Source organism: Streptomyces noursei (assembly GCF_016917755.1).
Lineage (GTDB): Bacteria > Actinomycetota > Actinomycetes > Streptomycetales > Streptomycetaceae > Streptomyces > Streptomyces yunnanensis.
In genome coordinates this window covers 6,460,334-6,472,984 of record NZ_CP070326.1, presented here as the reverse complement: position 1 = coordinate 6,472,984, position 12,651 = coordinate 6,460,334, and the positions used below count along the sequence as shown (strand labels likewise).

General features: G+C 69.1%; 17 protein-coding genes and 1 pseudogene. 12 read left to right on the top strand and 6 right to left on the bottom strand.

Going from position 1 to position 12,651, the window contains the following annotated elements:
• Window positions 1-486 precede the first annotated feature (486 nt).
• From JNO44_RS28435 to JNO44_RS28420, 4 genes are all read left to right on the top strand, one after another.
• On the top strand, window positions 487-1,470 hold the full coding sequence (locus JNO44_RS28435) for an ABC transporter substrate-binding protein (RefSeq protein WP_205366639.1): 984 nt from the start codon (window positions 487-489) through the stop codon (window positions 1,468-1,470).
• Window positions 1,471-1,553: 83 nt separating this feature from the next.
• Entirely contained in the window at window positions 1,554-2,492 is a 939-nt protein-coding gene (locus JNO44_RS28430) for an amino acid ABC transporter permease (RefSeq protein WP_205366638.1), read from the top strand.
• A 53-nt stretch (window positions 2,493-2,545) separates the two neighbouring features.
• Window positions 2,546-3,298 carry an amino acid ABC transporter ATP-binding protein gene (locus JNO44_RS28425; RefSeq protein ID WP_205370668.1) on the top strand — a complete coding sequence of 251 codons (753 nt, stop codon included), beginning with the start codon at window positions 2,546-2,548 and terminating at the stop codon, window positions 3,296-3,298.
• A 519-nt stretch (window positions 3,299-3,817) separates the two neighbouring features.
• Entirely contained in the window at window positions 3,818-4,510 is a 693-nt protein-coding gene (locus JNO44_RS28420; RefSeq protein WP_205366637.1) for a CGNR zinc finger domain-containing protein, read from the top strand.
• Here the strand turns inward: JNO44_RS28420 and sodX are convergent.
• Complete coding sequence (gene sodX / locus JNO44_RS28415) at window positions 4,423-4,878, bottom strand: nickel-type superoxide dismutase maturation protease (protein ID WP_039640859.1); 456 nt, start codon at window positions 4,876-4,878, stop codon at window positions 4,423-4,425. The genes JNO44_RS28420 and sodX overlap by 88 nt on opposite strands.
• Before the next feature lie 165 nt (window positions 4,879-5,043).
• Between sodX and sodN the strand changes: the two genes are divergently transcribed.
• Window positions 5,044-5,439 carry a superoxide dismutase, Ni gene (sodN, locus tag JNO44_RS28410; protein WP_073443512.1) on the top strand — a complete coding sequence of 132 codons (396 nt, stop codon included), beginning with the start codon at window positions 5,044-5,046 and terminating at the stop codon, window positions 5,437-5,439.
• A gap of 7 nt (window positions 5,440-5,446) precedes the next feature.
• Here sodN and JNO44_RS28405 read toward each other — a convergent pair.
• The 3 genes and pseudogenes from JNO44_RS28405 to JNO44_RS28400 form a co-directional block, all read right to left on the bottom strand.
• Window positions 5,447-6,059 (bottom strand): annotated as a pseudogene (locus JNO44_RS28405) (tyrosine-type recombinase/integrase); the annotation flags it as partial.
• Window positions 6,036-6,200, bottom strand: coding sequence for a hypothetical protein (locus JNO44_RS45200; RefSeq protein WP_420882776.1), 165 nt, complete (start codon window positions 6,198-6,200; stop codon window positions 6,036-6,038). The gene JNO44_RS45200 and the pseudogene JNO44_RS28405, both read right to left, overlap by 24 nt.
• Window positions 6,201-6,455: 255 nt before the next feature.
• Window positions 6,456-6,932, bottom strand: a complete 477-nt coding sequence (locus tag JNO44_RS28400) for a DUF5994 family protein (protein ID WP_205370667.1) — start codon at window positions 6,930-6,932, stop codon at window positions 6,456-6,458.
• 323 nt (window positions 6,933-7,255) lie between these two features.
• Between JNO44_RS28400 and JNO44_RS28395 the strand changes: the two genes are divergently transcribed.
• From JNO44_RS28395 to JNO44_RS43750, 6 genes are all read left to right on the top strand, one after another.
• Window positions 7,256-7,519 carry a hypothetical protein gene (locus JNO44_RS28395; RefSeq protein ID WP_205366636.1) on the top strand — a complete coding sequence of 88 codons (264 nt, stop codon included), beginning with the start codon at window positions 7,256-7,258 and terminating at the stop codon, window positions 7,517-7,519.
• Between the two features lie 213 nt (window positions 7,520-7,732).
• On the top strand, window positions 7,733-7,981 hold the full coding sequence (locus JNO44_RS28390; RefSeq protein ID WP_205366635.1) for a hypothetical protein: 249 nt from the start codon (window positions 7,733-7,735) through the stop codon (window positions 7,979-7,981).
• Between the two features lie 394 nt (window positions 7,982-8,375).
• The gene (locus JNO44_RS44540; RefSeq protein WP_275695773.1) at window positions 8,376-8,504 is read left to right on the top strand and encodes a hypothetical protein; all 129 of its coding nucleotides are present in this window, start codon (window positions 8,376-8,378) and stop codon (window positions 8,502-8,504) included.
• Window positions 8,501-8,740 (top strand): DUF6415 family natural product biosynthesis protein, encoded by a 240-nt coding sequence (locus JNO44_RS45195; RefSeq protein ID WP_420882757.1) that lies wholly within the window; start codon window positions 8,501-8,503, stop codon window positions 8,738-8,740. Before JNO44_RS44540 ends, JNO44_RS45195 begins: the two co-directional genes overlap by 4 nt.
• Before the next feature lie 29 nt (window positions 8,741-8,769).
• Window positions 8,770-8,910, top strand: a complete 141-nt coding sequence (locus tag JNO44_RS28385; protein ID WP_205366634.1) for a hypothetical protein — start codon at window positions 8,770-8,772, stop codon at window positions 8,908-8,910.
• A 181-nt stretch (window positions 8,911-9,091) separates the two neighbouring features.
• The gene (locus tag JNO44_RS43750) at window positions 9,092-9,889 is read left to right on the top strand and encodes a cupin domain-containing protein (protein ID WP_240167690.1); all 798 of its coding nucleotides are present in this window, start codon (window positions 9,092-9,094) and stop codon (window positions 9,887-9,889) included.
• Between the two features lie 11 nt (window positions 9,890-9,900).
• Here the strand turns inward: JNO44_RS43750 and JNO44_RS43745 are convergent, their stop codons facing one another.
• The gene (locus JNO44_RS43745; RefSeq protein ID WP_240167689.1) at window positions 9,901-10,122 is read right to left on the bottom strand and encodes a hypothetical protein; all 222 of its coding nucleotides are present in this window, start codon (window positions 10,120-10,122) and stop codon (window positions 9,901-9,903) included.
• Window positions 10,123-10,202: 80 nt separating this feature from the next.
• Here JNO44_RS43745 and JNO44_RS28375 point away from each other — a divergent pair, with 80 nt between their 5' ends.
• On the top strand, window positions 10,203-10,889 hold the full coding sequence (locus JNO44_RS28375) for a phosphotransferase family protein (protein WP_240167688.1): 687 nt from the start codon (window positions 10,203-10,205) through the stop codon (window positions 10,887-10,889).
• A 212-nt stretch (window positions 10,890-11,101) separates the two neighbouring features.
• On the opposite strand, the gene JNO44_RS28370 is transcribed toward JNO44_RS28375, so the two are convergent.
• On the bottom strand, window positions 11,102-12,361 hold the full coding sequence (locus JNO44_RS28370; RefSeq protein ID WP_205366632.1) for a hypothetical protein: 1,260 nt from the start codon (window positions 12,359-12,361) through the stop codon (window positions 11,102-11,104).
• Between the last annotated feature and the right edge of the window lie 290 nt (window positions 12,362-12,651).

Here is a 12,651-nt window from a genome sequence, read left to right as displayed (position 1 = left end):
CGCCCTGCGCTGCGGATAGCCGCCGCGCGGGGGGAGGTACGGACGCCGGGCGCGCCGCACACGCGCCCTGAGCCCCGGATGAGGGGTGTAACGAACCTTTCTACCGGACGTGCGTCCAGCGCGACGAGTTAGATTCGTTACCTGTCGGTACAGAGCTCCGACATTAGTGATGGAATGGCGGAAATCGCCGAAGATCCCCCGCGACTGTCCGAATTCCGAGACACCCCCGCGTTCGCGATCACCGCCTTCCCGACTGGTGAGCGGCGTTTCCCCTTGTGGGACGCGGCCGACGATCACCCTCGCTCGTCCGTTATCCGATTTTGACCTGCGCAACAGTCCGCATACCGGAGCGCGGATGGCAGGATTCCGTCACCGACCGAGGGCGCGACGCTCAAAGGTGCCCAAAGGTGTGTGCACACCCCCTTCTCACCAGCACATCGGCTGCCCACACTGGCACGTCGGTTACCCATCCGCAGGAGGATCCGCATGACCGCAGACACCACCCGTCGCGCGGCGGCCGGCAGGTCCGGTAAGTCCGTCAAGACTGCCGCCGCGATAGCCACGGTCACCGCATCGCTGTTGCTGCTCAGCGCCTGCGGTGACCAGACCGACGCGGCGATCGCCCGACGGGAGGCGGCGAAGAACCGCAATCCGCACGCCCCGCTCTTCAACAAGCTCCCCAAGGACGTCCAGGACAAGGGGATGCTCCAGGTCGGCTCGGACATCACCTACAAGCCGGTGGAGTTCCGCTCGAACGGCGCGGTGGAAGGCATCGATCCGGATCTCGCGGCGGCAATCGGCAAGGAATTGGGCATCAAGCTCAATTTCAACAACGCCACCTTCGACACCCTCATGGGCGGCCTGAAGTCCAAGCGCTACGACCTCGCGATGTCGGCCATGACGGACACCAAGGACCGCCAGCAGGGCATCGACTCCACCACCGGCAAGAAGATCGGTGAGGGCGTCGATTTCGTGGACTACCTCAACGTCGGTGTCTCGCTCTACACCCAGAAGGGCAAGACCAAGGGCATCGACGGCTGGGAGACCATGTGCGGCAAGAAGCTCGCCGTGCAGCGCGGCACCGTCTCCCACGACCTGGCCAAGGACAAGTCCAAGGCGTGTGAGGCGGGCGGCGAACAGCCGATCTCCATCGAGGCGTTCGACAACGACTCCGAGGCCCAGACCCGGCTGCGGACCGGCGGTGTGGACGCGGTCTCCAGCGACTACCCGGTCGCGGCCTACGCGGTGAAGGTCTCCGGCGGCGGCAACGACTTCCAGATGGTCGGCGGCGCCCCGCTCAAGGCGGCCCCGTACGGCATCGCCGTCCCCAAGGGCCAGGAGCAGCTGCGCGACGCGCTCAAGGCGGCCGTGGAGCTGGTGATCAAGAACCACGCGTACGACGGCGTCCTGGCCAAGTGGAACGTCAAGGACGCCGGGGTCAAGGAAGTGCAGATCAACGGCGGCACCTGAGCCGGCGGCCCGTCCCCCCTCGCCGGCGCGCTCCGCGCGGCCGCCCTCACGCCTCTCCCGCCACACGCTGAAAGGCAACCTTCGTGTCAGTTGACGTCGACAAGCCGGCCGAGCCGCCGGCGTCCGCTCCGCCGGCCCAGCCCGAACCCATCAAAGCCATACCGGTCCGCCACTACGGGCGCTGGGTCGCCGCCCTCGTCGTCATCGGGCTGCTGGTCCTGCTCGTCCGGGCCTTCGCCTCCGGGAAGGTCAACTGGGGCGCGATACCGGAGTACATGTTCAACGCGGACATCCTCAAGGGCCTGCGCAACACCCTGTGGATCACCGTGCTGTCGATGGTGATCGGCATCGTGCTGGGCGTGGTCCTGGCCGTCATGCGACAGTCCAAGAACCCGGTCACCAAGTCCGTGGCGTGGTTCTACGTCTGGTTCTTCCGCGGCACCCCGGTCTACGTCCAGCTCTTCCTGTGGTTCAACCTCGGCCTGGTCTTCCAGTACATCGACATCATGCCGATCTACAAGGACGAGTGGTCGGACTTCATGACCCCGTTCCTGTGCGCGCTGCTCGGCCTCGGCCTCAACGAGGCCGCGTACATGGCCGAGATCTGTCGGGCCGGCCTGAACGCCGTCGACGAGGGCCAGACCGAGGCGGCGCACGCGCTGGGCATGAGCCACGGCAAGACGCTGCGCCGGATCGTCGTGCCGCAGGCGATGCGGGTGATCGTGCCGCCGACCGGCAACGAGGTCATCAACATGCTCAAGACCTCGTCCCTGGTGATCGCGGTGCAGTACTACGACCTCCTCCAGGCCGCGCAGAACGTCGGCCGGGACTCCGGCGTGGTGGTCGAGATGCTGATCCTGGCCGCCGCCTGGTACCTGATCGCCACGACGGTGCTCAGCATCGGCCAGTACTACCTGGAGCGCTACTACGCCCGCGGCTCCAGCCGCCAGCTTCCGCCCACCCCGTTCCAGCGCCTCAAGGCGAAGCTGGCCGGCCCGAACCGTGCCGGAGGTACGGCATGAGCAAGACCACGAGCACGACCGCGGAGAAGGACTCCGGCGAGGCCACCGTCCCGATGGTGAAGGCCGAGGGCGTCCACAAGTCCTACGGCACCGCGCACATCCTCAAGGGCATCGACCTGGAGGTGGCGCCCGGCGCGGTCTTCTGCCTGATCGGCCCGTCCGGTTCCGGCAAGTCGACGTTCCTGCGGTGCATCAACCACCTGGAGAAGATCAACGCCGGCCGGCTGTCGGTCGACGGCGAACTGGTCGGCTACCGCGAGCACAACGGCAAGCTCTACGAGCTGCGCGACCGCGAGGTCGCCGCCCGCCGCCGGGACATCGGCATGGTCTTCCAGCGCTTCAACCTCTTCCCGCACATGACCGCGCTGGAGAACATCATGGAGGCGCCGGTCCAGGTCAAGGGCGAGTCCAAGGCAGCCGCGCGGGAGCGGGCGGGCGCACTGCTGGAGCGGGTCGGGCTGGCCGACAAGGCCGGCAACTACCCCTCGCAGCTCTCCGGCGGCCAGCAGCAGCGGGTGGCGATCGCCCGGGCCCTGGCCATGGAGCCGAAGCTGATGCTCTTCGACGAGCCGACCTCGGCCCTCGACCCGGAGCTGGTCGGCGACGTCCTGGACGTCATGAAGGACCTGGCGGCCGACGGCATGACGATGGTCGTGGTGACCCACGAGATGGGCTTCGCCCGCGAGGTCGGCGACTCCCTGGTGTTCATGGACAACGGCGTGGTGGTGGAATCCGGCCACCCGCGCGATGTGCTCACCAACCCGCAGCACGAGCGAACCCAGTCGTTCCTGTCCAAGGTGCTGTGACCTTAGGGGGCCGCGGCGGGTCCGCTGCGCGGGGCGGGTCCGCTGCGTGCCCGCCTGACGGCGGGGTGTTGCGGGTCCGCTGCGTGCCGCTGCGCGGGGCGGTGCCGCTGCGCGGGGCGGTGCCGCTGCGCGGGGCTTTTCGGCAGCGGTGACGGGTCTGTGGGGTGGGGGTTGTCCGGACTGCTGCGCTTTACGTCCGGACAACCCCCACCCCGCAGACCCGTCCCCTCCCGTGGGTGGTCATGAAGACGGTGGGTAGGGGCGTATGCCGGTGGTCCCCTGCGGGTTCGTTGTCGAGTGGTGACCGTGAGCAGACCACCGGCGTGAGGGTGGACGCACCTGTATTTCCCACCCCCTCCGGCCCGTCACCGCACCCAACAGCCCCGCGCAGCGGATCGGCACGACCGCCGTCAGGCGGCCCCGCGCCACGGACCGGACGGGTCGTAATACCCTCGTAGTGACAACACCCATTACGCAGGTGGGCACCCGCACCCCGGGCGCGTCCCGTAAGGACTACAAGTGGAACTGACCTATTACTCGGACTACGCCGTGCGACTGGTCAACACCGAGCAGCCCGAGCGCGGCGAGGACACCCTGACGTCGGTCGAGGCGGTCCGCGAGCTCTTCGGCGGTGCCCAGCAGGCCGCCCGGCGGGCCACCGAGAGCGACGTCACGCGGCTGCGCACGGTCCGCGCCCGGCTCCGCGCGGTCTTCGAGGCCGCCGACCGCGGCGACGAGGTGCTCGCCGTGGACCTGCTGAACGCGCTGATGATGGAGTTCCCGGTCAGCCCACAGATCTCCGGCCACGAGTACCGCGACGATGGGGGCACCTCCCGCTCATGGGGGTCCCCCCGCTCGAACGGAGTCGAGAGTGGGGGAGGAGTCGGGAGTGGGGGAGGCCGCCCCAAGTGGCACATGCACATCGCCGACCACGCCGCCAACGCCACCGCCGGCTTCACCGCGACCGCCTGCATGGGCCTGGCCTTCCACCTCACCGAGCTCGGCGTGGACCGGCTGGGCATCTGCGAGGCCAAGCCCTGCCGCAACGCCTATCTGGACACCTCGACCAACCGCTCGCGGCGCTACTGCTCCGACCGCTGCGCCACCCGCGCCAACGTCGCCGCCTACCGCGCCCGCAAGCGCCTGGAGAGCGGCCGCACCGCCGACAGCGCCCAGGAGCCCCAAGCGAGCGCGGCCCGCGGCGAGCGCTGAAGCCCGCGCGGCGAGCGCACCCGCAGCCACGCCCGGGCGATCACCAGGTCGTCGGGGACCGTGCCGAACTCCCGGCTGTCGTTCTCCACGTACGGGTTGTCGCCGCGCACCCACCAGCCGCCGTCCCGCCGCTCCACCGCGCGCTTGACGATCAGCAGGTCCTGCCGGAACGGGTGCCGCAGCACGACCACATCACCGGGACGCACCACCGCGCCGTACCGGACCACCAGATGGTCCCCCGGCCGGAGCGTCGGCACCATCGACGGGTTGTAGACCTCCGCCAACCCGAACGACCGCAGCGGCCCGCCCCGCACCGGCTCCGCGCCGCCGCCGCTGTCCTGCTCCGGCTCGCGCACCCGCTCCGGCATTCGTACCTCCCGGTCCAGCCCCTGTGCGACCTTCACCAGACCATCCTCCATCAGTCCCGGCCCGCCACCGGACTTTTGCCCTAAGACCCCCGGGGCACCCGAGAAAAGCCTTCCCGCACCGAGTAATCTCGCACGTGAGAAGACGATCACGAGGAAGGACTGAACATGCTTTCCCGCCTGTTCGCCCCCAAGGTCAAGGTCAGCGCGCACTGCGACCTGCCCTGCGGCGTGTACGACCCGGCCCAGGCCCGCATCGAGGCCGAGTCGGTCAAGGCCGTACAGGAGAAGTACCAGGCCAACGAGGACGCGGACTTCCGCACCCGCGCCGTCCTGATCAAGGAGCAGCGGGCCGAGCTGGCCAAGCACCACATCTCGGTGCTGTGGAGCGACTACTTCAAGCCCCCGCACTTCGAGAAGTACCCGCAGCTCCACCAGCTGGTCAACGACACGCTCAAGGCCCTCAGCGCGGCCAAGGCTTCGAACGACCCGAAGACGGGCACGAAGGCCCTGGAGCTCATCGCCGAGATCGACAAGATCTTCTGGGAGACGAAGAAGGCTTGATCTTGGATCATGCCGTCTGACCTGCGGTTTCCTTACTCGCAGCGTCGCCCTGTCCGCACCCGGTCCGCAAGCCGCCGAGCACGGCGTCCATGACGGACCGGGTGCGGTCTTCTTCGCCCGGCCACAGGTGCACGTAGATCCGCAGCGCGATGACCGCGGACGCGTGACCGAGCACCAGCTGAACCTGCTTCACGCTGGCCCCTCCCGCGATGAGCGCGGCGGCGTGGAAGTGCCTCAGGTCGTGCGTCACCATGTGCGGCCGCTCGACGGGCCGGCGCCCCTCGCGCTCGGCCGCCTCGTTCTCCGCCTTCTGCAGTGCCTTGCGGGCGCACCTCCACTCGGTCTTCCAGCGGCTGTAGTTGAGGGGCTCCCCCTCCTCCATCGTGAACAGCCACTCCTTCGAGGGCCGTGCGGCGAGGTGCGCGAGGAGGGCGTCCGTGACGACCCCTCCGACCGGGACCGTGCGCCGGGACTTGGCGGTCTTCGGCGGGCCTGACCTCCTCGTCCGAGATGGCCGGCAGCGTGATCCGCTTGCACGGGCTCGTGGCGATGACCTTGTCCTCGACGGCGGCCGTCGCGACGCGGACGAGGACGTCCTAGACGTTGCGCACGCTGCCGGGGACCCCACCTAGCCCGCCCTGACCACCACCCTCGCCCGCGCTGAAACCGCCGGCCAAAACCGGCGGCACCTCCTGGCAGAAGTCGCCGCCCGGCGAGAACTCGACAGCGCCGAACACCCCGCCGAGGTCCTCAACTGGCACATCGCCATCCAGCCCGACAAGCGCCCTGCAGCTGCAACACGCCGCAGCTCACATACCCGCGGGAACTACCGAGCTACAGCGCCGACGGCCACGACGCCGCCCATTGCCAATGGTCACCGACAGGGCCACCGCAGGTAACCCTCGGCAGGACGTGAGCTGGCAGTCCGTCGCTCCTGGGCCTCGCAGGCTGTCGTCCTCGTGGCCCCATCATCAGGGCCGGCTGTGCTTCCTCGGCCGCGCCGCGTCCCGCGGCGCTTAGGTCTGCCGGGTGCTGCCGGTTTCGATGAGGATCTGTCGGGCCTGCGTCACGTTGTCGGTCCGCACTGCCCTGGCCATCGCGGCGCGCGCGGCGTCGGGTGCCGTATCGGGCGGTACCACCAGCAGGGCGAAGTGATCGTTGTCGCCCCGGGTGATGAGAACCGTGTCGTCACCGATCGGGAAGGAATCGAGGTGGACCACGCGGTTGTCGATCGTAAGCCGCGTCGGCAGCTCCGCCCAGGCGCTCGCGTCCAAGCCCACGCGTGTGATGGGGCCAAGGTGCTCGGCCAGGGCACTGACCAGCGCGGGAAGCTCTGCACCTATGTCGCGGGAACGTGGCCACCACGCGCCATCCAGGATCCCCTCACGGGCTTGCGTGGTCTCCAGCCGCAGAAGTGCCGTCCCGGGTTTCACGGATCGATGGATCGCGCTCGGCAAAAGTCCTGGGACACGAGGAACATCGGAATCGGTCATGGCGTTTCTGTCCGCCTTCGAGAATTCGACGCGCCGCCCGACGATGTCGGTGGCCACCCGGCGAAGGCTCAGTTGCCCCCACTGTACTCCTCGCGCCCGAGCGGTTTCGTCCTCCGGAAGCTGTGCTGGGGCATGGCGACAAAATCAGGAACCGACCGCGGCCGGCAACCGACCCGGCGGGCTTTCCCTTACCCGTGGCCGCCCTCACGGAGACCGCAGACGGCACCGGCTGTTCTCCAGCCGGGGCGGCGAGCGTGACGTAGGCTCGCACCACGCCATACCCACCGGAGACCACCTCACATCATCCAGAAAACGAGGCTGGCATGAACCCTGCGGAACCTTTGCCCCGGGCCGGGTACGCCGACGTTCGCATCATCGCGGCTTCCCCCGAGATCGCCCGTCGCGTGGCAGACGTTCTCCGGCATTGCTTCGATTCCACCGAGCAGCGTAGCTACCCGGCCGGCCACGACGGCGGCACCCGGCTCCAGCTCACCGTGGACACCGCACATCCCGCCGGGCCCGCGCGGTCCTGGCTGGCGGCCAGCCAGCCACAGAGAGACGACCGCCCGCAGGGCAGCGAGGCGTGACAAGGGCGGCGCATGCCCTGTACAGCCCGCGGTCCCGGCCTCCGGAAAGGCAGCCGGCAAGCCGTCGAATCCGTATGACCGGAACCAACGGACGAAAGCGACCGCTCCCCTGACCAGGGCTGCTGTGAACCAGGCGTGAGGCCCCACCCAGTCGGCGCCCGTACCGTCTCATCCCAGAAGGCGGAGCTCGCGAGACGCCCTTACTGTTGGCCCATGAGCGTCTTCATCAAGTTGGTGGAAAATCGTCCGCCGAAGGAATACGCGAAAGCACGTACGCCGGATATCTCCTACGACGACGCCGTCGAGGGAAATTCCGAGATCAGTTATCAATACGACGTGCTGCCCAGTGGCGCCCTGAGAATCCTGCGGGTCACGAGAGGGCAGGAGGCCGTCATCCATTCGGTCTACGCCCCGGGATTGTGGTTCCGCGTCGAGGGACTCTGCCGCGGTACTACGGAATAGCGGCCCGGACGGGAAACATCACACCTCACGGGAGAGGAAGGCCGAAGAGCCGCGAGCGACACCTGCTCGGCAAGCCCGAACAGTGCTACCGAGCCCTGCTGGCCGCCGAGCGGGCCGCACCGCAGGAAATCCGCCGCGGTTCGGTCAAGGGCATCGCCAGCGGCCTGCTCCACCATGACCGGGCTCTTCCCGGCGTCCGCGCCTTCGCCGGTCGCGCTGGAGTCCCCCTCAATTGAGCTGGCCCGCAAGCGGTTTGCGAGGTCGCAAAGCGTTTGCGGATCTGCCCTTCCTCACGGCGGTGGACTCTTCTCCGCCGCCAGGGACCGCGCACGGCCGGCCTCTCCTCGCCCCAGGCGGCGGCGGTTGACCACCCCCGTCTTCGAGGAGTCGCAGCATGGCAACCACCCGCACCGCCCCACTCCCGCCCACCACGGGTATCGGCAGTGACCAGTGCCAGGCCGACATCGCCGCCGCACTGCGCTCTCGGACCACGCTCCCGCCGTACGACGAGGCCTCCGGCTGATCGACACCCTCAAGGGGCACCTCGCCCCGCTGGTCGACCAGGCCAAAGAGCACGTCAACGAGCACCGGCCGCAAGACGGTGCTTGGCGCCAAGCCATCGCCGGGGCCGAGTTCCAGCTCCGAGCCGGACCCGGCAACGGCCTGGTCTCGGCCACCCACCGCCTCCAGGCCCTCGCCAGGTGCCTGCTGTCTTTCCACCGGCACCTGAACCCCGACATGGCGGCCGGTGACCGGTGACGGGCCGCCACCGCGGCGGAGACCCGCGGTTGGACGTGTGGCTGGCGAGGGTGTGGCTGCTGGGCACCACCGCCGGCCTGACTCTCCTGGCGGCGTTGGTCGTCCAGCACGACGGCGACCACGCCGTGGCTGCCTCGGTCGCCGCCCCTGACACCGAACCGCCGTCGTAGGCGGCCCCATAGCTTCCCGCCGAAACCTCGGCGGGGGAACCGAAAAGAGAGAAGGGAGTACGAGGTGGACAACCTGATCGTCTCGAAGCGCACGGTGAAGGCCGCCCTGCCCAGGACTGCCTGAGCGACGGCGGCGGCACCGGCAAGGGCGACGGCAACGACTGATCGGAGCCAGTAGAAGATGACCGCCATCACCGCGGCGGTCCGGAGCCTCGGCGGGGACTTCCCCGCCGAGGCGTTCGGCCGCACCTATCGGCTCTGGCCACAAGTCGGCGACTTCTCCGACCTGTTCACCTGGGACGACCTCAACGAGATCATCGCCCGGCACCGCCTCGAACCCCCGCGGCTGCGGCTGTTCAACGACGGCGCCCAGGTCCCCCAGCACGCTTACGCCCACCCAGTGGTCACCAAGCGCCACACTGTCTGGCACCGCATCGAGCCGGGCAACCTCCACCACCAGCTCAACAAAGGCGCTTCGCTCGTCCTGGACGCGGTCGACACCTTGCACCGCAGGGTGGAGCACTTCGCCGAAGCACTGGAACGGCACCTTCGTACCGACGTGCAGGTCAACCTTTATGCGTCGTGGACCTCGAAGGAGGGGTTCGGTCTCCACTTCGACGACCACGATGTGGTGGTCGTCCAACTCGAAGGCGCCAAAAGGTGGAAGATCCACGAACCCACCCGCATCGCCCCGCTCCGTATCGACGTCGAAGCACCCGAACCGCCCCAAGGTGAGTCGATCGCCGAGATCGTCCTGCGCGCCGGCGACATGCTCTACCTGCCCCGCGGCTGGTGGCATGCCGTGGCCGCCGCAGAAGACCGATCCCTGCACCTGACCTGCGGCCTGAAACCCACCACGGGCGCCGACCTGCTCGCCTGGCTGGCGGACCAGCTGCGGGCCTCGGCCACCGTTCGCGCCAACACCTCCCCCACTTCGCTTCCCGCGAGGAACAGGTGGCCCACTTGGCGGCGCTTTTGAAGGAGTTCACCTCAGCCCTGCACGACGGGGTGATCGAGGAGTTCCTCTGCGCGCGGGGCGCGATGGATCCGGGTCGGCCGATGCCGTCTCTGCCGTTCGTCGGCGGTATCCCCGCCGACGAACACCTCCAGGTCCGCCTCACCGCCTCGGGTGCGTGGTACGAGGTCGACGGGGAAGGTCGAGTGGTGATGAGCGCGGGCGGCCAGGACCGCATGCTCTCCGCCCGCGCCCACGCCTACGACCTGCTAGACCTCACAGGCGCCGCGGGCGGGGAGGTGTGGGGATATGCCGGCCGGAGCCTGCCGGGGCCGCCATGGCCGCGGACAGCCCCGCCTGGCTGCGGCTGGTCAGCGACCCCGAGGGCAAAGCAGGCGGGAAGCTGTGGGAAGGCCCCAGGGAGGCAGAACGGCTCGTGCCTCCCGCCGTGCCCCGGCCACGGCTGATCGACTTGGTGGACTGGCCAGCCGACGGCTGGGACTACCGGGCAGAGTTGTACGAGTACGTCACCACGCCGCCGGTGTCCCGAAGTCCGGTCCTCCATCACAGCGTGGAGTTGTCGGATACCTGGTGGCACAACCTCCACCAGGCCCTGGACCGCCTCTCACGCGTCCCCACCAGTAGGGAGGCGGTCCGTGAGCAGTACATCCGCCGCCGCGTCCCGGAATACACCGGCATCACCCCTGGCGAGATCGCCTGGACCACCGGGCACGGGGACCTCCACTGGGCCAACCTCACCAGCCCTCCGCTGTCCCTCCTCGACTGGGAGGGCTGGGGCGCCGCCCCTGTCGGCCACGACGCCGCCACCCTCTACCTGCACTCCCTCCCCATCCCGGACCTTGCCGAACGGGTCCGCGTGGAGTTCGCCCACGTCCTGGGCACTCCGACCGGCCGAGTCGGGGAGCTGACCGCCTGCACCGAAATCCTTCAGGCGGCTGCCCGAGTGCCGTTCTACTCCGACCTGGCCGACAGCGTGCGGCAGCATCTCGATCACCTAAGCTGAACGTCTGCGGCGCCGGCGCGACCGGGGCAGAACGTGGTCGACGGGTGGCGGTCGCCCGCCGGTCTCCTCGACCCGGGCACGTAGCTCTGATCAATGGGCGCGTCCGGGTCACTGCCCTACATAGGCGAGCCAGCGCCGTAGCAGGGGACACCGCTACCGCCGAGTGCGTGCCGGGGCCATTTGCGCGGCCCGCGCCGCCGCTCACCACACGCCTAAGGCGTCGCCGTGGCCTGTTCGGTGGTCAGGCGGGCCCGCCAGTCACGGACGTAGTCATGGGAGATGGAGGCCAGGCGGGCTATCTCCGCGTCGTCGCGGCCGTCGGCCCACGCCAGGATCCGGGTCACGGTGCGGTTCCGCGCGGCGCGGAAGTCCTTGAGCATGCTTTCGAGACGTTCGACCTCCTCGCCTTCGTAGACGAGCTGCCGGTCGACGGAGGCCCGTTCGTCGGCGCGCAACCGCTGCAGATAGGCGGACAGGCCCGTCAGGACCAACCCCTCCTCGTGCGCGGCGCTCTGGAAGCGTTCTGCCAGGGCCGCCAGCACGCAGTCCGGCACATCGGCGAGCGTGGCTCCGGGGGGCTTGGCCGCCTCCCAGGTGCCCCTGCCGGCCTCTGTCGTCTCCAGCCAGGTGCGGGCCTCGGTCGGGGAACGGTCGCCGCACGCCTGGGCGCGATAGGCGTACAGGGCGGCGCGGTGGCCGTAGAAGGTGAAACCGTCCTCGATCTGCCGGTCGGCGGCGCGGCACATCCGCCCCGGGACACCGCCGTAGCCCGCCTCGGGCCGGTAGTCGGCGTAAGCCTCCAGTTCCGCGTCGGTGGCCACTCCCCAGGACGGGTCGCACAGGTCGGGGTTGCTCGCGAGGAACGCGCTGACCTCGACCCGCCACGCGGGGACCGGGCTCATCCGGAGCCTGGGCCAGACGACAGCTCCGGAGGGGGCGAAGGCGTAGGTGGCGGCCTGCTCGATGTCGTCCCAGGCGGTGGCGGCCTCGGCGGACCACTCCAGTTCGCCGGCCGGTCCCGTACGGTGTATCGAGTCCACGAGCCGCTGTACGGCGGGCAGGATGCGCAGCGCGAGCGCATGCAACTCCTCGGCGGTGAAGAAGCGCCAGGAGTAGCCGCGCCGCTCGTCGTGCGCGAGGTGGGTCAGCAGGTACACGAGAACGCCGGGGGCCGGCAGCGTCCCGTCACCGAGTGCGCTGCGCGGGACACCGGGGAGCTGGCGCTCCAGGTGCTCGCGCGAGGCCCGCCAGTCGACGTCCCCGAACCAGACCGCACCGCTCTGCGCGTCGATGGCCAACCACTGGTGGTATCCCACGCCCGGGCCGTACCGCTCCTCTTGCTGCTCGGCGTCTTCGTCGTGCCAGACGTACTCGGCGGGGGGCGGGTTCAGCTCCACGGCCACGAAGCCGTCCTCCGGGCGGTAGCCGGTGAGGATGCGGGCCGTGCTCGGTGCGCTGTCGGTGGCGGTCATGAGGGGTTTCCTCTCGGTGGAACAGCAACCGCCGCAAACCGTAGTGCGCCCGTCGGTCATTAGTTCAATTTTCAGTCATTTACGCCTGGCTCGACACGGCAGGCAGGCACCGCCGGGACCTCGGTGTCACGCGAGGTTTACGCGCGTGCAAGCGGCCACCAGGTTGGCCATATTTCACATGGCCTCCATGTTTTGCTCACTTCGCGACATGCTTTCGCAGCCCGTCCTCGATCGACTCGAAGGCATGTCGGGCGCGTGCGACCACATTGGACACTGGTCGCCAGGTCGAC